21 protein-coding genes and 1 tRNA gene are annotated in these 26,302 nt (G+C 51.2%); 18 read left to right on the forward strand and 4 right to left on the reverse strand.

The features are described 5' to 3' along the window. Nucleotides 1–49: 49 nt before the first annotated feature. Nucleotides 50–121, forward strand: a tRNA-Val gene (locus ROJ03_RS11895). A 43-nt stretch (nt 122–164) separates the two neighbouring features. On the opposite strand, the gene ROJ03_RS11900 is transcribed toward ROJ03_RS11895, so the two are convergent. Further along, entirely contained in the window at nt 165–443 is a 279-nt protein-coding gene (locus ROJ03_RS11900) for a metal-sensitive transcriptional regulator (protein ID WP_313727283.1), read from the reverse strand. A 48-nt stretch (nt 444–491) separates the two neighbouring features. Here ROJ03_RS11900 and ROJ03_RS11905 point away from each other — a divergent pair, with 48 nt between their 5' ends. The 7 genes from ROJ03_RS11905 (at nt 492) to ROJ03_RS11935 (ending at nt 9,980) form a co-directional block, all read left to right on the forward strand. Further along, entirely contained in the window at nt 492–809 is a 318-nt protein-coding gene (locus ROJ03_RS11905; RefSeq protein WP_313727284.1) for a hypothetical protein, read from the forward strand. A 122-nt stretch (nt 810–931) separates the two neighbouring features. Beyond that, a complete protein-coding gene (locus ROJ03_RS11910; protein ID WP_313727285.1) occupies nt 932–3,286 on the forward strand; it encodes a substrate-binding domain-containing protein in 2,355 nt (784 codons plus the stop codon). After that, complete coding sequence (locus tag ROJ03_RS11915) at nt 3,270–3,938, forward strand: response regulator transcription factor (RefSeq protein WP_313727286.1); 669 nt, start codon at nt 3,270–3,272, stop codon at nt 3,936–3,938. The genes ROJ03_RS11910 and ROJ03_RS11915 overlap by 17 nt, the downstream gene beginning before the upstream one ends. 227 nt (nt 3,939–4,165) lie before the next feature. Then, the gene (locus tag ROJ03_RS11920) at nt 4,166–5,515 is read left to right on the forward strand and encodes an ABC transporter substrate-binding protein (protein ID WP_313727287.1); all 1,350 of its coding nucleotides are present in this window, start codon (nt 4,166–4,168) and stop codon (nt 5,513–5,515) included. A gap of 241 nt (nt 5,516–5,756) precedes the next feature. Further along, nucleotides 5,757–6,671, forward strand: coding sequence for a sugar ABC transporter permease (locus ROJ03_RS11925; RefSeq protein WP_313727288.1), 915 nt, complete (start codon nt 5,757–5,759; stop codon nt 6,669–6,671). Next, on the forward strand, nt 6,668–7,516 hold the full coding sequence (locus ROJ03_RS11930; protein ID WP_313727289.1) for a carbohydrate ABC transporter permease: 849 nt from the start codon (nt 6,668–6,670) through the stop codon (nt 7,514–7,516). The genes ROJ03_RS11925 and ROJ03_RS11930 overlap by 4 nt, the downstream gene beginning before the upstream one ends. Before the next feature lie 118 nt (nt 7,517–7,634). After that, entirely contained in the window at nt 7,635–9,980 is a 2,346-nt protein-coding gene (locus tag ROJ03_RS11935; protein ID WP_313727290.1) for a glycoside hydrolase family 3 N-terminal domain-containing protein, read from the forward strand. A 138-nt stretch (nt 9,981–10,118) separates the two neighbouring features. On the opposite strand, the gene ROJ03_RS11940 is transcribed toward ROJ03_RS11935, so the two are convergent. Both ROJ03_RS11940 and ROJ03_RS11945 read right to left on the reverse strand, forming a co-directional pair. After that, on the reverse strand, nt 10,119–11,873 hold the full coding sequence (locus ROJ03_RS11940; RefSeq protein ID WP_313727291.1) for an ABC transporter ATP-binding protein: 1,755 nt from the start codon (nt 11,871–11,873) through the stop codon (nt 10,119–10,121). Then, nucleotides 11,870–13,588, reverse strand: coding sequence for an ABC transporter ATP-binding protein (locus ROJ03_RS11945; RefSeq protein ID WP_313727292.1), 1,719 nt, complete (start codon nt 13,586–13,588; stop codon nt 11,870–11,872). The genes ROJ03_RS11940 and ROJ03_RS11945 overlap by 4 nt, the downstream gene beginning before the upstream one ends. A 645-nt stretch (nt 13,589–14,233) precedes the next feature. On the opposite strand from ROJ03_RS11945, the gene ROJ03_RS11950 reads away from it, so the two are divergent. The 10 genes from ROJ03_RS11950 (at nt 14,234) to ROJ03_RS11995 (ending at nt 24,718) form a co-directional block, all read left to right on the forward strand. Continuing rightward, nucleotides 14,234–15,187, forward strand: coding sequence for a DUF488 domain-containing protein (locus ROJ03_RS11950; protein WP_313727293.1), 954 nt, complete (start codon nt 14,234–14,236; stop codon nt 15,185–15,187). Continuing rightward, nucleotides 15,126–15,944 (forward strand): hypothetical protein, encoded by an 819-nt coding sequence (locus tag ROJ03_RS11955; protein WP_313727294.1) that lies wholly within the window; start codon nt 15,126–15,128, stop codon nt 15,942–15,944. The genes ROJ03_RS11950 and ROJ03_RS11955 overlap by 62 nt, the downstream gene beginning before the upstream one ends. Before the next feature lie 225 nt (nt 15,945–16,169). Then, the gene (gpmA, locus tag ROJ03_RS11960; protein WP_313727295.1) at nt 16,170–16,916 is read left to right on the forward strand and encodes a 2,3-diphosphoglycerate-dependent phosphoglycerate mutase; all 747 of its coding nucleotides are present in this window, start codon (nt 16,170–16,172) and stop codon (nt 16,914–16,916) included. 161 nt (nt 16,917–17,077) lie between these two features. Continuing rightward, nucleotides 17,078–17,833 carry a Fe-S cluster assembly ATPase SufC gene (sufC, locus tag ROJ03_RS11965; RefSeq protein ID WP_313727296.1) on the forward strand — a complete coding sequence of 252 codons (756 nt, stop codon included), beginning with the start codon at nt 17,078–17,080 and terminating at the stop codon, nt 17,831–17,833. Next, nucleotides 17,802–19,241, forward strand: a complete 1,440-nt coding sequence (gene sufB / locus ROJ03_RS11970; RefSeq protein WP_313727297.1) for a Fe-S cluster assembly protein SufB — start codon at nt 17,802–17,804, stop codon at nt 19,239–19,241. Before sufC ends, sufB begins: the two co-directional genes overlap by 32 nt. Then, nucleotides 19,238–20,320, forward strand: coding sequence for a SufD family Fe-S cluster assembly protein (locus ROJ03_RS11975; RefSeq protein ID WP_313727298.1), 1,083 nt, complete (start codon nt 19,238–19,240; stop codon nt 20,318–20,320). Before sufB ends, ROJ03_RS11975 begins: the two co-directional genes overlap by 4 nt. Further along, nucleotides 20,310–21,530, forward strand: coding sequence for a SufS family cysteine desulfurase (locus ROJ03_RS11980; RefSeq protein ID WP_313727299.1), 1,221 nt, complete (start codon nt 20,310–20,312; stop codon nt 21,528–21,530). The genes ROJ03_RS11975 and ROJ03_RS11980 overlap by 11 nt, the downstream gene beginning before the upstream one ends. Beyond that, nucleotides 21,520–21,954: a Fe-S cluster assembly sulfur transfer protein SufU gene (sufU, locus tag ROJ03_RS11985; RefSeq protein WP_313727300.1), complete on the forward strand. Its 435-nt coding sequence runs from the start codon at nt 21,520–21,522 to the stop codon at nt 21,952–21,954. Before ROJ03_RS11980 ends, sufU begins: the two co-directional genes overlap by 11 nt. A gap of 84 nt (nt 21,955–22,038) precedes the next feature. Next, complete coding sequence (locus tag ROJ03_RS11990) at nt 22,039–23,091, forward strand: FAD:protein FMN transferase (RefSeq protein WP_313727301.1); 1,053 nt, start codon at nt 22,039–22,041, stop codon at nt 23,089–23,091. A 382-nt stretch (nt 23,092–23,473) separates the two neighbouring features. Continuing rightward, entirely contained in the window at nt 23,474–24,718 is a 1,245-nt protein-coding gene (locus tag ROJ03_RS11995; protein ID WP_313727302.1) for a diaminopropionate ammonia-lyase, read from the forward strand. A gap of 161 nt (nt 24,719–24,879) precedes the next feature. On the opposite strand, the gene ROJ03_RS12000 is transcribed toward ROJ03_RS11995, so the two are convergent. Then, entirely contained in the window at nt 24,880–26,301 is a 1,422-nt protein-coding gene (locus ROJ03_RS12000; protein ID WP_313727303.1) for a sodium:solute symporter family protein, read from the reverse strand. Nucleotide 26,302: the final 1 nt, after the last annotated feature.

The raw sequence follows: 26,302 nt of genomic DNA on the forward strand, positions 1-26,302 counted from the left end.
TACCTCTAGACAGATTCAAAATATTCAAGTAATATCCCTCATGTCGTATGGGCGGTTAACTCAGCGGGAGAGTGCCACGTTGACATCGTGGAAGTCGCCAGTTCAATCCTGGCATCGCCTAAACTAGCAAGCATCACTGGAAACAGGTGCTTGCTTTTTTTTGGCTATTGCCTCCGGAACTTTGCCATGACATCCATGAGCTCCGCGATTTTCTGCTGGCTCTCCCTCTCATCCTCACTCTTCAATGCATCGGTAACGCAGGTATTGAGATGGTTCTCCATAACCAGGTCTTCCACCCTTTTCAAGGCTGAGATGACAGCAGAGAGCTGCAGGAGGATATCCACACAGTACCGATCCTCCTGGACCATGCCCCTGATGCCCCGTATCTGCCCCTCTATCCTTGCAAGACGTGGGTCTATCTTATCTTTCACTTCTTGTTTCATACCTTCAATATATACCCCCCTAGGGTATTGGTCAAGAGGAAGAGAGGGGTGGTATTTCTGTTTTGTCCTTTTGTGGAGGAAGGTACAAAAGGCTTGGATAGGAGAAGTGGAGGAGGCAAAGCATGCCTGCCATTGCGGATAGGATACAAAGAGCTTTTCAGAGATGGTAATGGAAAGTACACATTTGAAATTGGTATTTCAAAACCTTCATGCTACCACTATCCAAAGGAAGAAACGTACAGCAGTGTGTATACGGCATATATGTTTTCGATGATGCTTGGTTTGGTAGCATGTACATTCCTCACCTTTGTGGCTGTCAGGCTTAATTCTCTTCTGAAACAGCGTTGTTTCTCCACAACATGGTAATTCGAGGGAAGAAACCTCCCAAAGCCTCTTTCTTCCCACCGTTAGTTAATTTTTTTACCATTCCTTGCAATCCCTCCCAGATGGTTTATGATATTGGTAAGAGTTAAGGAGTATGGTTGTCTATGGGTGAGAAGAAGCGATGCATAGGGGTGTTCACTGCGTCATTGGATGATGCCTACCAATCGACAGTCTGGCATGCCATAGCACAGAGGGCCCAGGAAAAGGGCTTTGGCTCCATATCCTTCCTGGGGTCCCGCCTTGGCTCTCCCATCGCAACCGAAGCCTCTTCCAACCTTGCATACCACCTGGCAAACAAACGTAACATCGATGGGCTGATCATCATTGCCTCCTCGCTGGAGACATTCCTGACCACGGTGGACCTTAAGGTCTTCTTTGCCCCCTTGGCTGACCTTCCCCGTGTCTCGATCGGCATGAGGATCCCTGGGATGTCCGATGTCATCGTTGACGAGACCAAGGCCCTGACCCGGGTCATGGAACACCTCATTGATGAGCATCACCATACCCGCTTTGCCCTGATCAGTGGGCCTCCGAGCCATGACGAAGCCATCAGCAGGCTGAAAATCTGCCGCTCCCTTCTGGAACAACGAAATATCCCCGTCGATGAACGTCTCATTGTCCCTGGAACCTTTACCCAGGAGTCGGGGATCCAGGCAGTTGCCACTCTTTGCGACAGTGGTCTGGAATTTGATGTCCTGGTATGTTTGAACGACCGGATGGCCCAGGGCGCCTTGGAAGAGCTTAGGCGAAGGGACATTCGTGTCCCAGAGGATGTGGCGCTTATCGGCTTCGATGGTATTGAGGCATCGCTCTATACCCTGCCTCCCCTTACGACCGTCATGCAGCCCATGAATGAGCTGGGTTCTGTTTCCGTGGACATCCTGGAACGCCTGATGCAGGGAGGGGAGGAGGAGCACCTAAGCCTGGAGTGCAATCCCATCATCAGGGAGTCCTGTGGTTGCAAGCCCCATTTTTGCTATTCCACCGAAGTCCAGGACATTCCCCCCTATGCCAGTGCATCCGAACAAGAGGCCATCAAGGACCTGGCTGAACTGTTTTCAGCCAATGACTATGGCAATCTGATAGCCCGCCTCAGCCGGGCCTTGGATACCACACGCCTTGAGGTCGGCTCGATCTCCCGATGGTACGAGTTTCTTTCCTACATCGAGCACCTCTGCCACTGTTCCGGCTCTCCCGATACGAAGGTCCTGGCCACCCTCATGGATGCGGCAAGGGCCTACATAGCTGAAAAGGTCGGAAGCTTCCAGGCAACCAAACGATTCTCTGCCGAATCCTCCTTTGAGACGCTGCGGAGGGTCAGTGCCATCCTTTCGGGGGTGTTCGAACTGTCGGACATGTTCGAAAACCTCAAGAAAGGGTTGCAGATGTTTGGCATAGACCGTGGCTACCTGGTGATATTCGACAGGGACAAGAAGAAGATACGCTATTTCATGGACATCTCAAAGGAGAACCAGAGCACTAATTCAGCGCCCCAGGAGTTCAAACGGGTCAACCTGCTTCCCTCCTCCATCGAACATACCTGGAGGCAGGGGCAATGGATCCTCATGCCCCTGGTCTACATCAGTGAGCAACTTGGCTATCTGGTCGTACCCATCGGCATTGAGATCCCTGCCCTGTACGACACCTTGCAGGAACAGGTTTCCAGCAACCTCAAGGGAACCCTGCTTTTGGAGCAGATCAGGTCCCATGGAGAGATCCTTTCCGAACAGGTGGAGCTGAGGACCACAGACCTCATCAGGGCGAACAAGGAACTCTCCATGGAGATCAAGCGAAGAGGGGAGCTTGAGAAGGAGGTCTTGGAGATTTCCACCCAGACAATGGAGCGCATCGGCCAGGACCTGCATGACGACCTCTGCCAGCATCTGTTGGGGGTTTCCTTGTTGGTCTCTTCGCTGACCAAGACGACACTGAATCCCCAGCACATGCCTATTGAGACACTGGAGAGGATCCGCCAGCTACTCAATGAATCGATAACCAAGATCAAGACCATCTCACGTGGATTGCTCCCCTTCGAGATGGAGCCCCACACCTTCCTGCAGCGGGTTGACGCTCTGGTAGGGGATACCCTGAGACGGGCCGATGTCGAGGTTACCGTGCACTCTGAGCCTGACTTTGTCATAGAGGATGTCAATGCAGCCCTGCATGTGTTCCATATCATCCAGGAGGCATTGAACAATGCCATCAAGCACTCCCGGGCACAGCACATCACCATCTCCCTCATATCCGAGGTAGGCAAGGATGGCTGCCTCTACCACCTTGCCTCAGTCATTGACGATGGTATCGGCCTACCCAAGAAGATTCGGGAAGGGGGCTTGGGCCTGAGGATCATGCATAGCCGTGCAAGCATGGCACAGGCAGAGCTGAGTATCGATTCATCCAAGAAAGGAACAGCAGTACACGTTAGCATCAGGAGTAAAGCAGATGAGCCGAAGAGTTGAGCTTATAGTCGTGGACGACCATCCCATCTTTCGTCAAGGCCTGGTCAATGTCATTGAGACCTATGAACGGTATAAGGTCATAGGGGAGGCCAATACCATTGCCGAGGCCCTGCAGCTGGTGGAGGCCAGGCCACCCCACATCCTGCTTGTCGACATCTCCCTCCACCATGAGAATGGCTTGGAGCTGGTCAAGACAGTCCATAGCTCCCATCCCCAGATCTTCCAGCTTGTCATCTCCATGTACGACGAGATAATCTACGCCTCCAAGGCCCTTCAGGCTGGAGCTCGTGGATATGTCATGAAGCAAGAGGCGACAGAGACCCTCATGAGCGCAATAGAGACTGTCCTTCAGGGGAAGATCTACCTGTCGGAGGCTATGCAGGAGCGTTTGATCGACTCCTTTGCATCCTGGGACACCAAGAAGCCTGAAGTCGATCTCATCACCCAGCTCAGTGTGAGGGAGATGGAGGTGTTCCGCATGATCGGCCAGGGCTTTGGGGTTTCAGAGATTGCAGAGGTCCTGAACATATCAGGCAAGACGGTCAACGCCTACCGGGACAACATCCGCCATAAGCTTCTCATATCCGATGCCGGGACACTACGGAAATATGCCATAAAATGGGTGCAGTCCGAGTTTTTGAAGAAGCGTTAGAAAAACCCAGGAAAAGGACCAGTCCTGCCCTCACCAACTTTGCAAGCCTCTTGTTGCCTAGGACTAATGTCCTAGGACAAGTCTAGGCATATGGCCGCTGACGGACTGACATTGGCGCGGGTATGATGAGCTCAAGAGGTTTTAGAATTGGGACGCTCTTTAGGACAAGAGGGTCAAACAGAATGCATTCGTATGCCTGAGGGCATATGCAATAAGGAGGATTCTATATGAAACGGAGTTTGAAGATTTTGGTAACCACCATGCTGATCGTCTGTATCAGTCTGTCTCTGTTCGCTGCGGGTACCAAAGAGGCGGCTAGTGAGGGCCCGAAGGTCCTTAACCTTTGGAGCTTCACCGATGAAGTGCCAAAAATGCTTGAGCAGTATAAAGCCCTTCATCCTGAGTTCGACTATGAGATCAAGAGCACCATCATTGCCACAACCGACGGGGCTTACCAGCCTGCTTTGGACCAGGCCTTGATGAGCAGTGCAGCCAATGCACCTGACATCTTCTGTGCAGAGAGTGCATTTGTCCTCAAGTATACCCAAGGTGATGCTGCCCAGTATGCAGCCCCTTACAAGGACTTGGGCATAGATGTTGACAAGCTCTTGAAGAGCGCCGATATCGCCCCCTATACGGTGGAGATCGGAACCAACAAGAAGGGCCAGCTGGTCGGCTTGGGCTATCAGGCAACCGGTGGTGCATTCATCTATCGCCGTTCCATTGCAAAGGCCGTCTGGGGAACCGACGATCCTGCAGTCATCAAGACCAAGGTTGGACCGGGTTGGGACAAGTTCTACAAAGCCGCTGCCGATCTTAAGGCAAAGGGTTTTGGCATTGTATCCGGTGACGGAGATGTGTGGCATGCTATCGAAGGCAGTTCTGAAAAGGGCTGGATCGTCGATGGAAAACTCTATATCGACCCCGCACGTGAGGCCTTCCTTGACCAGGCTTTGCTGCTCAAGCAGAAAGGCTACCACAATGATACCAGAGACTGGACCGATGCTTGGTTTGGCGACATGAAAGATGCCAACCCAATGAAGGTCTTCGGCTTCTTTGGCCCCGCTTGGCTCATCAACTACGTAATGGCTGGAAACTCCGGTGGAAACGCTCCTGGCGAAGGCACCTATGGTGACTGGGCAGTATGTGAGCCTCCTGTAGGGTTCTTCTGGGGTGGCACGTGGGTACTTGCCAATACAAACAGCAAGCATAAGGACGTTGTCGGGGACATCATCGAATGGATCACCCTGGACAGCTCCAAGACCGGTCTGCAGTACTATTGGGCCAATGGCACCCTCAACGGTCCTGGCGGCACCAAAGACACCGTTGCTTCCGGTACGGTCATGAAGATGTCCGATGGAAAGCTTCCGTTCCTTGGTGGACAGAACATGTTTGATGTATTCGTTCCTGCCGGTGCATTCGCTACCGGAAGAAACAAGAACCAATACGATGAAGCCATCAACATGATCTGGCGCGACCAGGTTCGTGAGTATGCTCAAGGCAACAAGACAAGGGCAAAGACCATTGCTGACTTCAAGCAGCAGGTCCTCGATAACCTTGACATTGCATCTCTCTGATTATTCCAGGGAACCGGGGTGCAAACCTCGGTTCCTGTTCCTTTGGAGTGAAGGCCGGCTACTCGCCCTATTTCCTGTATCTCCAAGCAAAGACCCTATCCCCATGACTGTACAGAAATGCTATTCTGACCAAGCAGGGTAGGACGTAGTATACCATTAACTAGCTATGTGGAGGTTGTGGCACATGAGGCAAAAAGGCATTAGTTACGCAAAATACGGATATATATTTTCCCTACCTTTTGTGCTTACGTTTCTTGTTTTTTCCTTGTATCCCCTGCTCTATACCGTTCTGATTGGGTTTACCGACATGAGAGGGCTGCTGAAGACCTCCATCCACATCCTTGACAACCCACTGCAGAATTTTATCCTTATACTGAATAATCCTACCTTCAGGAAATCGCTTTCCAACACGTTTCTGATATGGGGTATGAATTTCATCCCTCAGATTAGCCTGGCCTTGCTGCTAACCGCCTGGTTTACCAACAGCAGCATCCACGTCAAGGGGCAGGGCATGTTCAAGATCTTGATCTACATGCCGAACATCATCACTGCAGCTTCCATTGCAATCCTGTTCTACAGCTTGTTCGGGTATCCCAAGGGGCCGATAAACGACCTGCTGATGAGGTTCGGTTTTACCTCAGCTCCCCAGAACTTCCATCTGCAGAAATGGACAGCCCGTGGTGTTGTTGCCTTCATCCAGTTCTGGATGTGGTATGGCAATACCATGATAGTCCTCATTGCAGGGGTGCTTGGCATCAACCCGACCCTCTTTGAGGCTGCAGAAATTGATGGAGCCAATGCAACGCAGATCTTTTTCCGCATCACCCTTCCCAGGCTGAAGACCATCATTCTCTATACCTTGGTGACCAGCATGATCGGGGGCCTGCAGATGTTCGACATCCCAAGGCTCTTCCTCCTGGGAGGACCCGACAACTCCACCCTAACGGCCAGTGTGTTCATCTATAACCAGGCCTTTAGCGGCAGCTATCTCTACAACCGTGCTGCAGCGGCCAGCCTCATCATGTTCCTTATCATCGTAGTTCTTTCATCCATTCTCTTTTTCCTCTTGAGGGACATGGATGCCGTCCAGCTGAAGAGAGAGACCCGTGCCCTTAAAAAAGCAAGCAAGGCCACACACAAGGGGGCGATCCTATGAGCAAGAGCCTGAAGGCTTCACGTACCCTGTCCAAGACAGTCATCTATGCTGTCTGTATCTTCCTTTCCCTGCTCAGCGTGTTTCCCTTCTGGGTCATGTTCATGAATGCGACCAGGGGAACCTTTGAGATTCAGCAGAACTCGGTCGGTCTTTTCCCTTCCAAGTATCTGCTCAGCAATTTGAAGATTCTCTCCAACAAAAGCTTCAATGCCACCACAGGCTTCTTCAATTCAATGATAATCTCTTCCGGGGCTACGCTGTGTGCTGTCTATTTCTCCTCCCTGACAGCCTATGCCCTGGTCGCCTACAGCTGGAAGATGCGCCAGCCTTTCTTTACCTTCATCATGGCGGTCCTGATGATACCGGCCCAGGTTTCCAGCATCGGCTTCTACAAGTTCATGTACCAGATTAACCTGACCAATAATTTCCTCCCCCTCATCTTGCCGGCCATAGCTTCCCCGGCGATGGTATTTTTCATGAGGCAATACCTTATGGGCAACCTTTCGCTTGATATCATCAACTCTGCAAGGATAGATGGGGCAGGGGAACTGTACACCTTCAATACCATCATCCTTCCCATCATGAAGCCGGCGGTTGCGACCCAGGCCATATTCACCTTTGTCCTGAGCTGGAACAACCTGTTCCTCCCCTTGATCTTGCTGACCGACAGTGACAAGTACACGATGCCCATCATGGTGAGTTTGCTCAGGGGCGATATCTACAAGACCGAATATGGGTCGGTCTACCTTGGGCTTACCCTCACGGTGCTGCCTTTGTTCGTCATATATTTCATGCTTTCTAAATATATAATTGCCGGGGTCTCCCTTGGGGCCATCAAAGAATAGGACGTGTAGCTACAGATGTACCTTCAGAGAGCTAGCCGAAGGTAGGGATGCTGAGATCTTGTATTTGGTCCTGAAGTTTGGGGAAAAATACAGTTACATAGGGAAAGGAGTTGTTTCTATGCAGGAACAGGCTTTGAAACTTGTCAGGAAGATGACTTTGGAAGAGAAGGCGGCCCAGCTTTGCTCTGCCTGGCTGGAAATAGAGGAGGATGGTAGCTTCACCGTCAAAGAGACAGCCTTCACTGACGAGCGACCCAAACTTGATCGGCAGACGGTCCTTGGCTTGGGACTTGGGCAGATAACCCGTCCTTTCGGGACAAGGGCGATGGATCCCCGCTCAGTGGCAAAGGGTGTCAACCAGATCCAAAGCTATCTGGTCAACAACACCCGCCTTGGCATACCCGCCATGCTGCACGAGGAGTGCCTGACCGGGGCGATGGTGGCAGGTGCCACCATATTCCCCTCCAGCCTCAACAGCGCCTCCACCTGGGACCCTAAGCTCATGGAGAGGGTTGCCCATGCAATCGGGAAGGAACTTACCTCCTTGGGGGTTCACCAGGGCCTGGCGCCTGTACTAGATGTTGCCAGGGATGCCCGCTGGGGCAGGACTGAGGAGACCTTTGGCGAGGACCCCTATCTGGTGGGGTGCATGGGCATTGCCTATGTGAAGGGCCTCCAGGGCAGGTGCCGCATGCCGATAGCGACCCTCAAGCACTTTATCGGGCACTCCTTCAGCGAAGGGGGGCGAAACCATGCCCCAGTCCATATGGGGCCTAGGGAGATGCACAATATCTTTGCCCTGCCCTTTGAGATGGTGGTGAAGGCGGCCAATCCTGGATCGGCCATGCCTGCCTATCATGATATCGATGGGCAACCCTGTTCCAGTTCCCGCCCCCTCATCACCGACTTACTGAGAAAGCAATGGGGTTTTGATGGCCTGGTGGTGGCTGACTATGAGGCACCTGCCCAGCTGTTCAACGACCATAAGGTCGCCCCTGACCTTGCCCATGCAGCAGCTATGGCCTTGTATGCAGGGATTGACATCGAGCTACCCAGCGGGACTGCCTACAAGAAGGGCCTGATGCAGGCTGTGCAAAAGGGATTGCTCTCGATGGCCGACCTTAATGAGGCTGTCCTGAGGGTGCTTGAGGAGAAGTTCCGCCAAGGCTTGTTCGACAACCCCTATATTGATACAGGCTCCATCATTCTCAATAGCCAGCAGAGCCATGACCTGGCCCTTGAATCCGCGACAAAATCCTTGGTCCTCCTCAAGAACGACAAGATCCTTCCGCTTTCCCCAAGTGGGACGGTGGCAGTCATTGGACCGTTGGCCGACCATCCCCATGCAATGTACAACGGCTACTCCGCACCGATCCATCTGCAGGGGGCAAAGGGTGATGCTTCAACCATTCCGGCGAAGGCCAAGACAATTAGGGTCGCGATCGAGGAAGCCTCTTCAACAGTGAAGGTCCTCTATGAACCTGGGTGCATGCTCTATGAATCCAAGGTTGAGCAGGCTGTCTTCTTCCCCGGCGATGTTCCCCAATCTGACGGAGCTTCAAGCCATAGGCTCAGCGAGAATACCAGTCGGATTGCGAATGCTGTCGCGGTAGCCCAGAAGGCCGATGCCGTTGTATTGGTGGTAGGAGACCTTGTAGGTCTTTTCCAGCAGGGAACGGTAGGAGAGGGCTCTGATGTCTCCTCGCTGACACTACCGGGAGTACAGCAGCAGCTGGTCGACGCCATCCTCGATACCGGTAAGCCGGTCATCCTGGTATTGGTCAGTGGGCGCCCGTACGATATCTATAGTGCAAGCAAGAAGGCCTCTGCCATCGTTGCCGCATGGTTGCCTGGTGAGGGGGGAGGAGAGGCCATTGCCGACATACTGTTTGGCAAGGCAAATCCCAGTGGGAAGACCCCACTCTCATTCCCTCACTGTGCAGGGGCCCTCCCCTATGCGTACAACCATACCCCGAAGGCGAAAGGCCTCCCACGGCAGAAGGAGTTTGGGGCCCTGTATCCCTTTGGCCATGGCTTGAGCTACACCCAGTTCTCCTATGCTGATTGCTCGTTGGACAAGGAAACTCTCACCACAAGGGGGAGTGTCAAAGTCTCCGTCACCGTGACCAATATAGGCAGTGTTGCAGGTGATGAAATCGTGCAGTTGTATGTGCACGACAAGGTTGCCTCCATCGTGAGGCCAGTCAAGGAGCTGAAAGGGTTCGCAAGGGTCTCCTTGCAGGGCAAGGCGGCCACCAGGGTGACCTTTCTGTTGAGTGCGGAGATGCTCTCCTTTGTTGCCGATGGGCAGCACAGGATTGTGGAACCGGGAGTGTTTGAGATCATGGTCGGAAAGTCGTCGGAAGATATTGTCTGGACCGGCGAGATTACGGTGACAGGGAAAACCCGTATCCTGGGTCAGGAGTGGAAGTTCGAAACTCCAGTTGTCATGCAAAGGCTGTAGGCCTTCGTTCAGGTTTGCCTCCCATACTCCAATGTTACCTCCATTGGTTTCTGGGAGGCATTTTATTGGTCAGCCAAACCTTATGGACTCTCGGTATAGCCAAGTCCTCTTGAGAAGAGTGATGGTTGCAATCCTCTCTTATTTGCTCTGGTAGATCTCACTGTAATACCCGTTTTTCTCCAGCAAGGCTGCATGGGTCCCGCTTTCTACAATCTCACCCGCCTTCAGGACAAAGATGTTGTCTGCACTTTTTATGGTATTGAGCCGATGGGCGATGATGATGCTAGTCTTTCCTCTCAGGACCTCATCGGTGGTCTTCTGTATCTTCTGCTCGGTCTGTGGGTCTATGGAGGCAGTGGCCTCATCGAGGATGAAGATGTCGGGGTTGGACAGGAAGGCCCGTGCGATGTTGATGAGTTCCACCTGTCCATCGGAGAGTCCGCCAGAATCACTCATCAGGACGGTGTCATAGTGGTCTGCCAGGGTTCCGATGAACTCATCCACCTGTATCTGGCTACAGAGCCGCATCACCTCTTCCCTGTCAATCTTTTCCTCCAGCGATGCATAGCTGAGGTTGGACATGATCGAGCCCTGGAAAATCCAGCTGTTCTGGGTTATCAGGCCGAAATGCCGGCGAAGTTCCCTCAGGGGATAGGAGTTGATGTCCTTGTCATCGATGAGGATCTGTCCTTCCTGTTCCTTGTAGAATCGCAGTAGGAGGCTGATGATGGTGGTCTTTCCCGATCCTGTGGCCCCTACCAGGGCGATTTTCTGATGGGGTTGTACGGTAAAGGAGATGTTTTTCAGTACTACATCTGCCTCGTTGTAGGAGAAGCTGACGTTCCTGAACTCTATCTTCCCCTGGAACCTATCCATCTTGGCAGGAATACTTGCTATGGGTTCCTCGATCTCCTGGGAGAGGATGGTGAATATCCGGTCACACGATGCAAAGGTCGACTGGAATGAGGCGATGATGTCCGAGCTGTCTACGATGGGGCCTGAAAATTTCTTGGAGAGCAGTATGAACGAGGAGATGGCCCCCAAGGAGAGCCGTCCGGCAATGACAAGCAGGGTCCCCACAATGCAGATGAGGGAGAAGTTCAGGTTGTTTATCAGGCTGGATGCGGGCATCATCAGCGATGAGATTGCGCCTGCCTTGATCCCGTGTTCACAAAGCTCGCCCGAATACTTGTCAAAGTCCCTGATGTTGTCACTCTCTGTATTGTAGATGATGGAGCTTTTTTGGGCTGTCAGAATCTCTTCCACAAAGCCTGACACAAAACCGAACATCGCCTTTCGTTTCCTATGGTACCGCCTCGCCCTGGAGGCTATGGTCTTCGTCACAAAAATCATCAGAGGGATGGTGACGGCAAAGATGAGTGTCAGCTCAGGGCTGAGTGCGAGCATCATGGCCAACGAGCCAAAGACTGAAATGACACCTGCCAAGAGGGTGACCAGGTCGGTGGATATCGTATCGCTGACATTGTTGATATCAGAGATGACTATGCTCAGGACGTTTCCTGTGGTATGGGTATCAGTAAAGGAGATGGGCAGGTGCATCAGATGTTCATACACATCGATGCGCAAGGAGTAGGTAAGCTTTTGCCCTATCACGACAATGATCGCATTCTGTACTGCGGTAAGCAGCCAGACGATGAGGGAGATCGAGAGCATCGAATAGCCGATCTTGGCAAAGTGGGAATCAATGGGAATGGATGTTGCATTCCTGAGTATCTCGATCATATCCCCTGTCAGCAAGGGAATATAGAGGGCTAGGCCATTGGCTGCTATCACAATGGTAAGCAGCAGGGCTATGACCCCTTTCTGTTTGGCGAAATAGGAGAGAAGGAATGAGAGGGACTTCCAGCTGGATATTTTTTTGGGTGTTTTCATGAGTAATGCTCTTCTATGTTCTGCAATTGCCACATCGTCTGGTAGAGAGGGGAGTCCTGCAGCAGCCCTTCATGGCTGCCTTTTGCTACAAACTCTCCTTTCTGCAAAAGGAAGATGGTGTCACACTCCTTGACCGACTGTATCTTCTGGGAGATGAAGATAAGGCTATGCTCCGGGTAGGCCTGGTGCATAGCATCCTGGAGGTTACGTTCTGTCTTGTAGTCGAGCCCTGAGGATATGTCATCAAAGATCATGATGGTTGCCTCGGTATACAGGGTCCTGGCGATGTTGATCCTCTGCCTCTGCCCTCCAGAGAGGTTCTTGCCGTTCTGTTCCAGGATGAAGTCTACCCCTTGTTCCTTTTCGGATACAAAGCCGTGCAACTGTGCAGTGTTGATCACCTTTTTCAGTTTTTCGTCATCATTGGCGGAATGGAGGATTATGTTTGAGCGTATCGAGGTGTTGTAGATGTTCGCCTTCTGGGGTGCTGCCGTAATGATTTTCCGTAGCGTTTCCCTTTCATAGGAGAACAGACCCTTCCCATAGAGGGATATTTCACCCCGATAGTTGGGATAGAGGCCGAGTAGCAGTGAGGTCAGCGTGCTTTTCCCCGATCCAGTATCGCCGAGAATGCCGATCTTTTCTCCCTTTTTCAAGGAAAAGGAGATTCCCGAGAGTATGTCCCTGTTACCGGGATAGGCAAAGGAAAGGTTCTTTACGGTCAGTAGGTCTTGGGTCGTGTCCTTTGTCGTCAGGTTTCCATACTGGTAGGTATCGTTGTTTTCCAGGATGGCAAACACCCGTTCCGATGAGACATTTGCCCTGCCAAGCATGAGAAATAGCCTGGGGATCATCTTCATGGCCAAAAGTATCATGTTGACGTACTGGATGATGGCGGTTATCTCTCCGATGGTTATTTCCCCGTTGACGATGAGCTTCCTGCTTGCAAGGATGGTGAATACCAGGGTGATGTTGGCTATGAGGGTAACCATGGGGTTGAGCACCCCATGGAATACTCCTGCCTTGATCTCGTTTTTCTGTATCTCTTTGCCTGTTTCCGAAATGCGGGAGACCTCATACCCCTCCTTGTTCAGGGTCTTGATCAACCGGATCCCGGTAAGGCCTTCACGGATGATCCGTGTCAGGGTATCGACCAGTCGCTGGATCTTCCTGAACAGGGGATTTGCCACGATGTAGATGGAGTAGCTTACCAGGGAGACCAGCACCATCCCTGCAAGGATGACAAGGGTGAGCTTCAGGCTTGTCATGCACGATAGGACCAGCCCCCCGATTATCATCAGAGGGCCTCGTACCATCGGCCTTACCATCATTTCCAGCATCCTCTGGATGATGTCAGTATCGCCGGTAACCCTGGTCATGAGCGACTGGATGGTAAATGTATCGGCTGCCTCGAGTTTCATGAACTGTATCTTTTCGAAGCACTTCTCACGGATGAGGGCGCTGGCCCGGTTGGAGTATCGGGCTGACAGGACGTTTGCGACCATGTTGGCAAGGCCTGCCGATAGGGTCAGGGCAATCATGACGATGAGCATTGTCCTGATGTAGCCATAGTCCTTGTCCTGCAGCCCTATGTCGATCAAGGAGCCCATCGCTCGGGGGATAAGCAACTCCAGGCAAGCACCTGATGCTTTGATGAGTACGGTAAGTACCATCAGGGAGGTAAATCTTTTGGTAAATGCAAGTACTTTATTCATGCTTTTCGGGTATCAGAAGGGAATCTTTAGCTATGCATGATTTCCTGTCGACATCTCTCCTTTGGTTGCAACCAAATCTTTTCCAAGAAAATGGACAGAAACAAAAAAAATGGACTAGGGGAGGACTGGCTTTCACAAGACAGTACATATGAGCCCTGTTGACCGCTATTCCATCCCTTAAGGATGGCAAGGCTGAGTATAGCACAAAAGAATGGTTGCTAGAATATATCCTATAGAAGTGGTAGATGGTGATTCTTGGGTATACAGCCAGGGCTGGTTGCTAAGGAGGAGGGTACTCTTTTGGTCCGGATTAACCATGAATTCATCCCAAGCAAAAAAATGGTTGGAATTAATGGAATGCAAGGTTGAAGAGTTACAATTTCTGTTTTACACTAAACAAACGCTTACTAACCGTGGAGAAACGCTCTATCTGGGAGTGGTTTTCTTGCGGATTTTGGATGGTATGTTCATATGTTAGGCGGCCGATTGGACGGCTTAAGGGAGGAATCATCCTGTGATTTGCTGGATTTCTCTTCCTGGAAATTGATTTAGGACTTCTTTAAACCTTACTTGGACATACGTATTGCGTAACAAAGGTAGTGCAGGTGTTGTATGTTGTATAGACGAAAAGTTTTTCTCCATCTGGTGGCTAATTACGATGGACCCATTTCTTTAGTCACATTGCATAAGGTAATGTTTCTTTTTCAAAAGGCTTCCGACAAGAGGCATTATTCTTTTATTCCAAATAAATTTGGCTGTTATTCCCTGACTCTACATGACGATCAGGTGGCACTCATCAAAAAGAAATTCTTGATTGAAGAAAAAGGGAACTCACCGTTCGAATCCAACATTTCAATTAATAGGTCTCTGCTTGATACTGTTTCTATACCTCTCAAAAAAGAGGATTCCAGAATATTGGACAAGGTCATACTGGCTTATCAGATGAAAACAGAACAAGAACTGATTGATCTTACCTATAGGATGGAACCTATTTATGGAATCAGAAGTATGATACTTGATAGGTTCCCTCCTGATGACCCATTCCTAGTAACTGTGGCAAGCATCAAAGAAGAAATAGCTCAAACCCCAAGGGCTCTCTATACTATCGGATACGAGGGACTATCCATAGATGGGTTCATTCAGGAACTGTTGGTAAGAAATATCACTTGCCTTGTGGATGTGAGGAAGAATGCATTCTCAATGCGACGAGAGTTTTGTAAAAAGAACTTGGAAGAAGCTTTAGGCGAAGCAGGGATCCGGTATATTTCAATGCCTGACGTAGGGATCCCATCCAACAACAGAAAAGAATTACTGCATGCAGGAAAAAAAATAGAATTGTTTGCGTGGTATCAGAAAAAAATCCTTCCAAAATGTACAACCCACTCTGATGAAATCGCAGATTTGCTTAGGGCTGAAAATGTTGTCCTCATGTGCTACGAGAAAAATCCTGCCGACTGTCATAGATCGTTATTTGCTGCATTTTGCAAAGAACAGCAACCATCAATACCTTCAATACTACATATCAGAGGAGATAGTGGTGAAGAAAAAAATCTTGATAACCGTTCTTACCTATCCAACGCCTTCTCACAAATACATTGAAACAGTTTGTACAGCTGGAATAACAGAAGAAGGGGAGTGGATTAGAATCTACCCAATTAAGTTGCGTCTGCTTAACGAGAAAATTCAAAAATATCATTGGTATGTTTTTGATATCGAACCTAGGCCACGGAACAAGGATAACCGAAAGGAGTCCTATTTCTGTATTTCTCCTCCTCCAGGGAGCATTGGCAACATTGGTACTGAAAATTCATGGGCTGAGCGAAGGAGACTTTGCTTAAAGAACGTATTCTACAATTATCAAAAGCTGATGGAGGCATCTGACCCGAAAGGTAAAGATTTCATCTCTCTGGCAACTTTTAAGCCCAAAGAGCTCATTGATTTCATCGCTGAACCCAAAGATGTAAAAAAAGATGAATTACTCAAAGAAGAAATTCTTCAAAACCTAAGAAACCAAGGAGAATTGATGGAAAGGCAAGACATCCCCCAATACTGGAAAATGTCCCAATCCATTCCTTATACCTTTTATTATGAATTTACAGATGATTCTGACACAGTAATCAGATTGATGATTGAAGATTGGGAATTGATGATGCTTTACCGTAATTGCAGACGAGATGGAGAGGCAATTGCAATAGAGAAAGTAAAAAATACATATTTGAGGGAATTCAAAAAAAAGGAATTGTATTTCTTTTTAGGGACACGTCGTGAAGCTCATGTTAGGTGTTGGAAAAAACCCTATTCAATCATTGGGGTTTTTTATCCTCCCAAAGAACTCCAAATTTCTTTTGATCTGTAGCGGGTATGGGATACCAATGGATGGCTACAGGGTTTTCCCCTAACTGCTGATTTTTTTTGCAAGTCTCTTTTGTAGCCTTCCCAATCGCCTTTCCCCCCTGTTGAGTTGACAGAAAGCATAGCAAAGCAGTACCTTGGAGTTAGGTTAAGCTAACTAAAAGGTTCTAGTCTTGTTTTTCATAACAGGAAGAGCTTGTCCTCGGTTGGCTTGCAAGGGAAGGACTGCATGAAACTCGTATTGTTACGGCACGGTGAAAGTATCTGGAATCTGGAGAACCTCTTTACAGGATGGACCGATGTGGACCTCTCGGAAACAGGGGTTTCTGAGGCCTCCAAGGCAGGCGACCTCCTTCTTTCGGAAGGGTATGATTTCGACATCTGCTATACCTCCTTCCTGAAGAGGTCCATACACACCCTCAACCTGGTGTTGGAGAAGATGGACAGGCAGTGGTTGCCAGTCATCAAGAGCTGGAAGCTCAATGAACGCCATTACGGTGCCCTGCAGGGCCTGAACAAGAGTGAGACAGCTGACAAGTATGGGGAAGAGCAGGTCAAGATCTGGAGACGGTCCTTTGACGTCTCTCCTCCCTCCCTGGAGCTCTCCGACCCCAGGAACCCTGCCTTGCAGGAAACCTACAGGAAGGTCGATTCCAGCAAGCTTCCCCTTACCGAAAGCCTCAAGGATACGATCGCAAGGACCGTCCCTTATTTTGAAGAGGAGATCAAGGCCAAGATGCTCGATGGGGAGAGGATTCTCATCGCCGCCCATGGAAATTCCCTTCGTGCCTTGGTGATGTATTTCGATCACCTGAGCCCTGAAGAGATCATGCAGGTGAACATCCCTACCGGTGTTCCCCTTGTGTATGAATTCGATCAGGATTTCACCGTACGCAAGAAATACTATCTTGGTGATGCAAAAGCCATCGCAGAAAAGATGAACAAGGTAAGCAACCAAGGAAAAAGCAAACAGTGACGGGCTTTGGTCACGATAGTCTGCATCCATGCTACGAGGGCTAGGTCTTTCGTAGCATTGGCATGAGCCAGTTCCCTTCAGTAAGAACACTACTTCAGTAGACAGGGCCTGGCCGTCTGGAACTGGGAGTCAGGATACTCATATGAAATGAGGAACATGCAATGGCAAGCGATCTGCTGCACATAGATAATCTTACGGTAACGGTAGGGGGAACCATCCCACTGCTGAATTCAATTACGCTCTCTGTAAAAAAAGGGGAGGTCCATGTCCTTATGGGCCCCAATGGGGCAGGCAAGTCCACCCTGGGTAATGTGCTCATGGGCCATCCTGGCTATGAGATACAGCAAGGGTCCATCCATTTTGATGGGCAGGACATTACCCATCTGGAAACCGAGAAACGGGCCAGGCTTGGGCTGTTTTTCTCCTTCCAGAACCCTGAGGAGATCCCAGGCATTACCCTGGAGAACTTCTTGCGGACCTCCAAGAGCTCCATCACTGGGGTTGAGGAGAATGTCTTCATATTCAACCTAGCACTGAAAAAGATCATGAAGGACCTTGATATGGATCCCCTCTATGCCAATAGGCACTTGAACGTAGGATTTTCTGGTGGGGAAAAGAAAAAATCGGAAATCCTGCAACTCCTTGCCCTCAACCCACGTCTTGCCATCCTGGATGAGACAGATTCCGGCCTGGATGTCGATGCGGTGAGGGTTGTCTCCCAAGGCATCAAGCAGTTCCATAATCCGGAGAACTCCCTGCTCATCATTACCCACAACACAAAGATCCTCCAGTCCATACAGGCCGACCATGTCCATGTGCTGGTAAAGGGCTCCTTGGTTGCCAGTGGAGATACCTCCCTCATCAGGCGCATAGAAGAAGAGGGGTATGCACCATTCCTTGGACAAGGAGGGAGCTGACATGCAGGCAGAAAAGACCCGTCTGGAAGAGGTTGACCTCTCCCGATACGACTTCATAGAGCACGCTGAGCCTGCTCTCCGTCTGGCACCCGGGCTGAATGAGGCTGTGGTGAGGGCAATATCATCCGAAAAGGGAGAGCCCTCCTGGATGCTCGCCCACCGGCTGAAAAGCCTTGAGACCTACCATGAGATGGCCATGCCGGCATGGGGTCCTAACCTGGATGAACTGGACATCGGCAAGATTACCCTCTATAGCAGGCCGAAAACCGGGATGAACGACAGCTGGGACGATGTCCCCGAGGGCATCAAGGATACCTTTGAGAGGCTGGGAATCCCCGAGGCCGAGCGGGTTTCCTTAGGTGGGGTGGGCGCCCAGTTTGACTCTGAGGTCGTCTACCACAAGGTAAAGGATGAAGTGGCCGCCCAAGGGGTGGTCTATTGTGACATGGAAACAGCACTTAGGGAGCATGAGGATCTGGTCAGGCGATATTTCATGAAGCTGGTCCCTCCCTCCGACCACAAGTATGCGGCCTTGCACGGCGCCATCTGGTCCGGTGGGTCGTTTGTCCATGTCCCCAGGGATGTGAAGGTGAGCATCCCCCTGCAGTCCTATTTCAGGCTGAATGCAGAGGGAGCCGGACAATTTGAACATACCCTCATCATCCTGGAGCCTGGGGCTGACCTCCATTTCATCGAAGGATGTTCCGCCCCAAAGTATTCTGTCATCAACCTGCATGCAGGGTGTGTTGAACTCTTTGTCGGTAAAGGGGCGAGACTGAGATATTCGACGGTCGAGAACTGGTCGAAGAACATGATGAACCTCAATACCAAGCGGGCCAGGGTGGAGGAGAAGGGTACCATAGAGTGGGTATCCGGTTCGTTCGGTTCCCACATTTCCATGCTCTATCCCTCAAGCCTTCTGGTCGGGGAGGGCTCCCATTCGGAGTTTACCGGCATCACCTTTGCAGGCAAGGGCCAGGTCCTGGACACAGGGTCCAAGGTGATCCATTCGGCTGCCAATACCACCTCTTCCATCAACACCAAGTCGATATCGAAGAATGGCGGGCATTCCATCACCCGCAGCGAGGTCATCATCACCAAGGCAGCCTCCCATGCAAAGTCAACGGTCTCCTGCGAGTCGCTGATGTTGGACAGCATCTCCCGTAGCGATACCATCCCTGCGATGGACATCCGTTGCGAGGACGCCGACATTGGCCATGAGGCGAGGATCGGGAGGATCAGCGAACAGGCAATCTTCTACCTGATGAGCCGAGGCCTATCGGAATCCGAGGCCAAGGGGCTGATCGTACGTGGCTTTGCAGAACCCATAGCAAAGGAACTGCCTATGGAATATGCCGTTGAGATGAACAATCTCATCAGCCTGGAGATGGAGGGAAGCATAGGATGAACAAGCAAAATACGGCAGAACTACGGATAAACACCCTTCCTGTTCCCACCTGGAGACACCTTAAGATGAATGGGTGTGACCTTACTGTCTCCTATGAGGAGAGTCCACAGCCCCTCACCCTAGCCTCTCTCCAGCATGAAGGACTGCTGGTTTCCCAATTGGATACGAATACTACAAGCCAAGACGGAAGCCTGTCCTCCTTTGTGCAGCAAAAGAGCAACAGTAGCTTTAGGGTGGTTGTGGAGGAAGGGAGAAACGCCAACTCTCCCTTGAAACTGAACTACTTTCTTGATGCAACAAACCCCACGGTTATCGACGACCTCGTCGTGGATATGGAACCCTTCAGCTGTGCCACCATCCTGCAAGGCTACCGCACCCCTATAGAAGGGAAGGCGACCTTCCATGGGGGGAACCTCAAGGCACATGTCGGTAGTGGCGCCAGCCTGACGGTCATCCAGCTTCGCTTTCTCAATGAGGGTACTACCGACCTTGGCTACCTCGACATCACAGTTGCCGATGGTGGCAAGCTCGAGGTGGTGCAGATAGCCATCGGGTCTGCCCAATCCTATATCGGAACCCATGTTGAGCTCCAGGGCGATGGAGCAGAGTGCACAGTATCATGCATGAATATCGTTGACAGGCAAGGGGTAACTGACCTCAATGTGCACATTGAGCATAGGGGGAAACGAACCCTCTCCACACTGGTGGCCCGGGGGGCCCTGCTTGATGAAGCCTCCAAACTGTTCAGGGGGACCCTGGACTTCCACCAGGGGTGTTCCCAGAGCAAGGGCAGCGAGGATGAATCCTCCCTGCTGCTATCACCAAAGGTAAAGAACCGTTCCATCCCGCTCATCCTCTGTGGTGAGGCGGATGTCGAAGGCAGCCATGCGGTAAGTTCAGGGAAACCCGACCAGGATTCCCTCTTCTATCTTATGTGCCGGGGCATCGAGGAGAGGAAAGCCAGGAGGATGTTGGTGGAGGCCCAGCTTGAGCCCATCCTTGGAAGGGTTCCAGACAAGAAGATCCAATCGGAGATCCGAAGGCAACTAGCAAGGAGGTTGGAAAGAGATGAGCAGTAACCCCTATATCCGCGATTTCCCCATTTTTGGGGAGAGTAGCCTTGTCTATCTCGATAGCGCTGCCACCAGCCAGAAGCCCTCTCTGGTCATCGAAGCCATGCAGGGATACTACAGGAGCTCCAATGCAAACCCCCATCGGGGGCTGTATGCTCTCAGCTCCGAAGCCACCCGGTTGTACGAGAAGGGACGAGGTGATTTTGCCAGGTTCATCAATGCCCCCGACCCAAGCCAGGTTGTATTCCTTCGCAATGCCACCGAGGCCTTGAACCTCCTGGCCTATTCCTATGCACTCAACACCCTGAAGCCAGGCGATGAGGTGGTCATCCCCATCTCTGAGCACCATTGCAATCTTGTGCCTTGGCAACAGGTCTGCAAAAAGACTGGGGCGTCCCTTGTCTATCTCTACCTGGATGCGAATGGAAACATCGAAGGTGAGGAGATAGGGAAGAAGATAACTGGGAAGACAAAGATCGTCTCCTTTGCCCAGGTGGGCAACGTGATGGGCATCGAGCTTCCCACTGCAAGGCTCATTGCAAAGGCCCATGAGGTAGGGGCGGTGGCCATCGTCGACTGTACCCAAAGCATCTGCCATATGCAGGTGGATGTGCAAGCCTTGGATTGTGATTTTGCGGTATTTTCTGCCCACAAGATGTTTGGGCCTACCGGGGTCGGGATGTTGTATGGAAAGAAGGAGTTCCTTGAGGCCCTTCCCCCGTTCCTTACTGGTGGGGATATGATCGAGTATGTGAGCGAACAAGAGGCAACCTTTGCAGATGTTCCCCAACGCCTTGAGGCAGGGACCCAGGATGTTGCCGGGGTGGTAGGACTTTCGGCTGCGATAGCCTACATGCAGGGCATTGGCTACCCTGCCATCCAGGAGCTTGAGGATAGGCTTACCGCCTACTGCCTGCAGAGGTTTTCTGCTCTCCCTTGGATAACCGTCTATGGAAAGGCAGCTGAAGGGGCGGGAAGGTTCCCCCTGATAACCTTTGCTGTCGATGGCATACATCCCCACGATGTGGCGACCCTGCTCGATGCAGAGGGCATAGCCATACGGGCAGGGCACCACTGTGCCCAGCCTCTGATGCACTACCTGGGAGTCGGTTCAACCTGTAGGGTGAGCTTTTCAGTATATAATACTATCAAGGATATTGATAGGCTGATCGTAGCTTTGGTACATGCCAGGAGGGTTTTTGGATATGGAGATTGATAGTTTATATACGCAGGTAGTGCTTGCCCACAACTCCTCGAAGAGGAATCGCAGGCATCTGGAACACCAAAGTGCCGTAGTGCAGGGGGTCAACCCCTCCTGTGGGGACGAGATCAGCCTGGAGCTGGACATATCCGAGGACCAGGTGATCCGGGACGTCTCGTTTGTAGGCACCGGCTGTGCAATTTCCCAGGCTTCGGCATCCATCATGGCCGACCTGGTCAGGGGAAAGACAGTCAGTGAGGCAAAAAACCTTTCCGACCTGTTTTTCCAGATGATACGTGGTGGTGCGATCGACCCCAGCTTGCTTGAGGCGACGGTGTTCTCCTCCATGGCCTCACTGCCTGCACGGGTAAAATGTGCAGCCCTGGGTTGGAGGACGCTGGAGAAAGCCCTTGCAGAAGGGGAGAGCAAGAGTCAATGAACAATAGGGTAGGATGGAAGCTTGCATAACCTTATGCCCTTTCTTGCAATTTACCCCTTAAAACTTCATAATGCACCCTTGAATATGCACACAAAACAAAACACCCACCGAATAGCCATACTCCTTGGCCTCCTCTCCCTAGTGGTCCTTCTTTCCTCCTGTGCCAAGAAGCAGGTTGAACCAGAGTCCCAGTCCTTTCTGATGCTTGGTACCGTCTGTAAGATAACCATCTATGACCAGCCCTCCCCAGAGGCCTTTACTGCGGGCTTTGCACGCCTGAAAGAGATTGAGGACAGGATGAGTCTCCACGTACAGGACAGTGATGTGGAAAAGATAAATGCTTCGGCAGGAAAGAGAGCTGTCGTTGTCACGACCGATACCTTTGACGTCGTCCGCAAGGCACTGGAAATCGCAACCTTGAGCAGAGGGGCCTTCGATCCTACCGTGGGACCTCTGGTGCAAGCCTGGGACATTGGTGGGGACAATCCCCGAAAGCCACCCCAGGAAGAGATTGATTCTTTGCTGCCACTCATCGGATATGACCGGGTCGCCCTCAACGAACAGGATCATTCCGTATTCCTGAAGGACGAGCATATGGTCCTCGACCTGGGAGGCATTGCCAAGGGGTATGCCGCTGATGAGGTTGCCAAGGTTCTCCAGGGCTACGGTGTGGAACATGCCATCATAAATTTGGGGGGGAATGTTCTGACCATGGGCAACAAGCCCGATGGGAGTGCATGGAAGATAGGCATCCAGGATCCTGACTCTCTTCGGGGAAACTATGTCATGATACTCTCCCTTGTTGACCAGACACTGGTCACCTCTGGCCCCTACGAACGGTTCCTTGAACTCGATGGGCAGGTTTACCACCATATCCTCGATACCAAAACAGGCTATCCTGTCAAATCGGAATTTACCAGTGTAAGCATCATCACCAGGAACTCCTTTCTTGCCGACGCCCTTTCCACCTCCCTCTATGCCCTTGGGTATGAGGATGGAATGGCCCTCATCAACACCCTTGACGATGTTGAGGCGATCTTCATGACCAAGGACAAGCACATTTTCCTGTCGGATGGCATCAAGAAAGGGAAGCTGGTCTATCAGGTCACCGATCCAACCTATTCTGTTGTATTGTAAGTAACCACTCTTGTGCTGGAAAAACAGCTGGAATATACTAAGGTAAGGGAAAGCCGCTGAGCGACTCTCTCTTGCCTTTTTTGTTTTTGTCGGTTGATCTTCTTGGCTCTTGGAAGCCCGTATTTCCACTACCTCTGTTGAGGTACCTGTGCTGAATTGTTGCACCATAGATTTTTTGGCAGGCTGACCAGCCACCATTTTCCGTAAGGGAAAGTTGGCTATTTCGTTTTGATTCAAAGATTTTTGAAATACTATTCCAATAAATTGATAATAATTCAAAATATTAATCATATGAGCAATTACCTCTTGAAAAATTTATGATTAAAGTAGAATATAGAGTAAAAAGTAAAGATTCGATCAATTAACTAATATGGAGGATACAATGACAGATACCCCACAGGAAATCTCGTGGATTTTAAGGAACCATACGGTCAAGGATATTGGCCTCTCAACAGAACTTTTTTCCATGAAGCAGGCTATGACTGCCCGCCGTTTCCACAAGCAGATCCCTGGCTACAGGATGAGTCCCCTGCAGGGACTTCCCAACCTTGCAACCATGTTCGGTGTCGGTGGTATCTGGGTCAAGGATGAGTCAAGCCGCCTGCAACTCAACAGTTTCAAGGTTCTCGGAGGCTCATTCGCCCTCTACCGCTATCTGCAGAAACAGCTCGGGCTTCTTGGGGAAGACACCCCCTTTGCATATCTTGCCTCTGACGAGGTAAAGGAAAAGGTTGGTAACCTGGTGTTTGCAAGCGCCACTGACGGAAACCATGGACGTGGTATTGCATGGGCTGCAAAGAAGCTTGGTTTCAAGTGTGTCATCTATGTACATGCAGAAACTAGTTCCAGAAGAATTGACGCCATCAAGAGCAACGGGGCAAAGGTTGTCATCGTAGACGGCAACTATGACGATGCAGTTCGCCAGGTGGCCATCGATGCAAAGATCAACGGTTGGACCATCATCAGCGATACAAGCTGGGATAACTACACCGAGATCCCTACCTGGATCATGCAGGGCTATCTTACCATGCTCACTGAGGCCCAGGAGCAGTTCGGTGGTGTCGGTCTTGTCAAACCCACCCATGTCTTCATCCAGGCTGGGGTAGGGGCCCTTGCTGCCTCTGTTATCGGTTTCTACCATGCCCTCTTTGGGCAGGATGCCCCCAAGTGTATCGTGGTCGAGCCCGACCAGGCCCCCTGTCTCTTTGCCAGTGCCCTGGCTGATGACGGCAAGCCCCACTCGGTTACCGGAGCCCTGGACACCATCATGGCAGGCCTTGCCTGTGGAGATCCCTCTCCCATCGCCTGGGATATTCTCAAGAATACCGCAGATGCCTTCATGAAGGTTCCAGACTATGTCGCAGCCAAGGGCATGCGGGTCTATGCCACACCCCTAAACGGGGACCCGTTCATCATCAGTGGTGAAAGTGGCGCCGTGACCCTTGGGGCATTTGCCTCCATCATGCAATATCCTGAGCTAGTTGAGCTGAAGAAGGCCCTGGGCCTTGATGAGACCAGCCAGGTTCTCTTTGTCAACAGCGAAGGGAACACCGACCCTGTGCACTTCCGTCAGATCATCTGGGAAGGGGCCAACCCTGTTCCCAAGCAGTACTGGATCAACCGCTAGGCTCTGATCGTACGTATCAGGTCTCTCTACCTACACAGGGCCGTCGCATTGCGACGGCCCTGTCCATTACCAGATACAGTGTTCAAATCCAGGGGAATCAAGTGGGCAACAGTGACAATCAGGAGCCTTTCCGGATGTGTTGCCCACTTGGGTGTGTTGCGTTATTCTTCGAATATCAGGTCGAAGCTCTCCTTTTTGGGAGGGAAGAGAAGGGAGAACACATAGAATGCAACCATGCTGATAAGCAGGGCTGGGATGATGTTGTTCAACTTGGGGATGGAAGGGATGATCTTTCTGTCCATGAGGAAGAATACCAGACTGCCGATGAGGATGGAGGCGATGGATCCGGCACTGGAGCTTTTCTTCCAGAAATGGCCCATCACATAGGGGATGAAGGTACCGGCGGCACGAAGGGTAAACGAGAAGGCAAGCAGGGTCAGGATGTTGTTGGCATAGAGGGCGGTAACCAACGAGAAGAGGGAGACCACAACCATGGCAATCTTGGTGGTGAGCATGACCTGCTTGTCGGTCGCCCCTTTGTGGATGAAAATCTTGAAGATATCATTGCTGAAGATGGAACCGGCACCCAGGAGGTCGGAGTCGGCTGAGGACATCGTGGCGCTGATGATACCAGCAAAGAGGATTCCTGTTACCACTGCAGGCATCGTCGCAACTGCAAGGGCAGGCAGGGCATACCTGCTGTTGTTCTTCAGTGCATCTACGACACTGCTGTCCAGCAGGTTCTGGTTAAAGAGGCTAAGCATGGTGATACCCAGTATTACCGGGATGAAGGCAAATACGAAGTTGACGATAGCGGCAATGATGGAGCCCTGGATGGCGGCCTTTCCGTCTTTTGCTGCGTAGTAGCGGGAGACAGCCTCCTGGCCTACCGAGAAGGTAGCCACATACATGATGACAAAGCCGGCGATCTGGCCCCAGCCTCCAATACCTTGGGTGAAGCTGAAGTGTTCGGCAGGGACCGTTGCCCTGATGGTTGCCCAGCCCCCAGCCAACTTGAGGGCGAAGGGGATGGCAATGAGCATTCCGATGACGATCAGGAATACCTGTATGAAGTCTGTGAGCGTTACCGACCAGAGGCCTCCCATGACAGCATAGACGGTGATGACCACTGTGACGATGATCAGGCTGGTGGTGTAGTCAAGGCCGAGCATTACTTCCAGAACTGAGGCAGATGCCTTGAACTGACCTGCTGTGAGTCCGACGAGGGCCATGAGCATGATGATGCCGCTGAATCCGCCTGAGAACTTGTCATAGCGCCTTCTGAAATACTCAGGGACTGTCTTAACCTCTGTCGCTCTGAACTTCGGGGCAAGGGGGATGAGGATAAGGAATGCAATTCCCATCGCAATGATGTACCAGGATGCACTTACACCCCAGGATCCATAGGCGTTGGCTACAACCCCAAGGGAACTGCCGCCTCCGATTTCGGTAGCAGCGAGGGTTCCGGCCATCAAAAGGGGCCCGAGTCGTCTTCCTGCGACCATGAAGTCAGTGTTCGTCTTGATCTTGGTTGAGGAAAAATATCCTATTGCCAACATAACCAACATGTACGCGATCACAATG

It is taken from the genome of Sphaerochaeta sp. PS (assembly GCF_032144095.1).
In the GTDB taxonomy this organism is placed as follows: domain Bacteria; phylum Spirochaetota; class Spirochaetia; order Sphaerochaetales; family Sphaerochaetaceae; genus Sphaerochaeta.

Coding starts and splice junctions, on each gene's coding strand:
- sufB (WP_313727297.1), top strand. CDS start 17,802: ATGCACCATTCCTTGGACAAGGAGGGAGCTGACATGCAGGCAGAAAAG.
- ROJ03_RS11910 (WP_313727285.1), top strand. CDS start 932: ATGGGTGAGAAGAAGCGATGCATAGGGGTGTTCACTGCGTCATTGGAT.
- gpmA (WP_313727295.1), top strand. CDS start 16,170: ATGAAACTCGTATTGTTACGGCACGGTGAAAGTATCTGGAATCTGGAG.
- ROJ03_RS11915 (WP_313727286.1), top strand. CDS start 3,270: ATGAGCCGAAGAGTTGAGCTTATAGTCGTGGACGACCATCCCATCTTT.
- ROJ03_RS11940 (WP_313727291.1), bottom strand. CDS start 11,873: ATGAAAACACCCAAAAAAATATCCAGCTGGAAGTCCCTCTCATTCCTT.
- ROJ03_RS11945 (WP_313727292.1), bottom strand. CDS start 13,588: ATGAATAAAGTACTTGCATTTACCAAAAGATTTACCTCCCTGATGGTA.
- ROJ03_RS11975 (WP_313727298.1), top strand. CDS start 19,238: ATGAACAAGCAAAATACGGCAGAACTACGGATAAACACCCTTCCTGTT.
- ROJ03_RS11990 (WP_313727301.1), top strand. CDS start 22,039: ATGCACACAAAACAAAACACCCACCGAATAGCCATACTCCTTGGCCTC.
- ROJ03_RS11980 (WP_313727299.1), top strand. CDS start 20,310: ATGAGCAGTAACCCCTATATCCGCGATTTCCCCATTTTTGGGGAGAGT.
- ROJ03_RS11920 (WP_313727287.1), top strand. CDS start 4,166: ATGAAACGGAGTTTGAAGATTTTGGTAACCACCATGCTGATCGTCTGT.
- ROJ03_RS11935 (WP_313727290.1), top strand. CDS start 7,635: ATGCAGGAACAGGCTTTGAAACTTGTCAGGAAGATGACTTTGGAAGAG.
- sufU (WP_313727300.1), top strand. CDS start 21,520: ATGGAGATTGATAGTTTATATACGCAGGTAGTGCTTGCCCACAACTCC.
- ROJ03_RS11995 (WP_313727302.1), top strand. CDS start 23,474: ATGACAGATACCCCACAGGAAATCTCGTGGATTTTAAGGAACCATACG.
- sufC (WP_313727296.1), top strand. CDS start 17,078: ATGGCAAGCGATCTGCTGCACATAGATAATCTTACGGTAACGGTAGGG.
- ROJ03_RS11930 (WP_313727289.1), top strand. CDS start 6,668: ATGAGCAAGAGCCTGAAGGCTTCACGTACCCTGTCCAAGACAGTCATC.
- ROJ03_RS11900 (WP_313727283.1), bottom strand. CDS start 443: ATGAAACAAGAAGTGAAAGATAAGATAGACCCACGTCTTGCAAGGATA.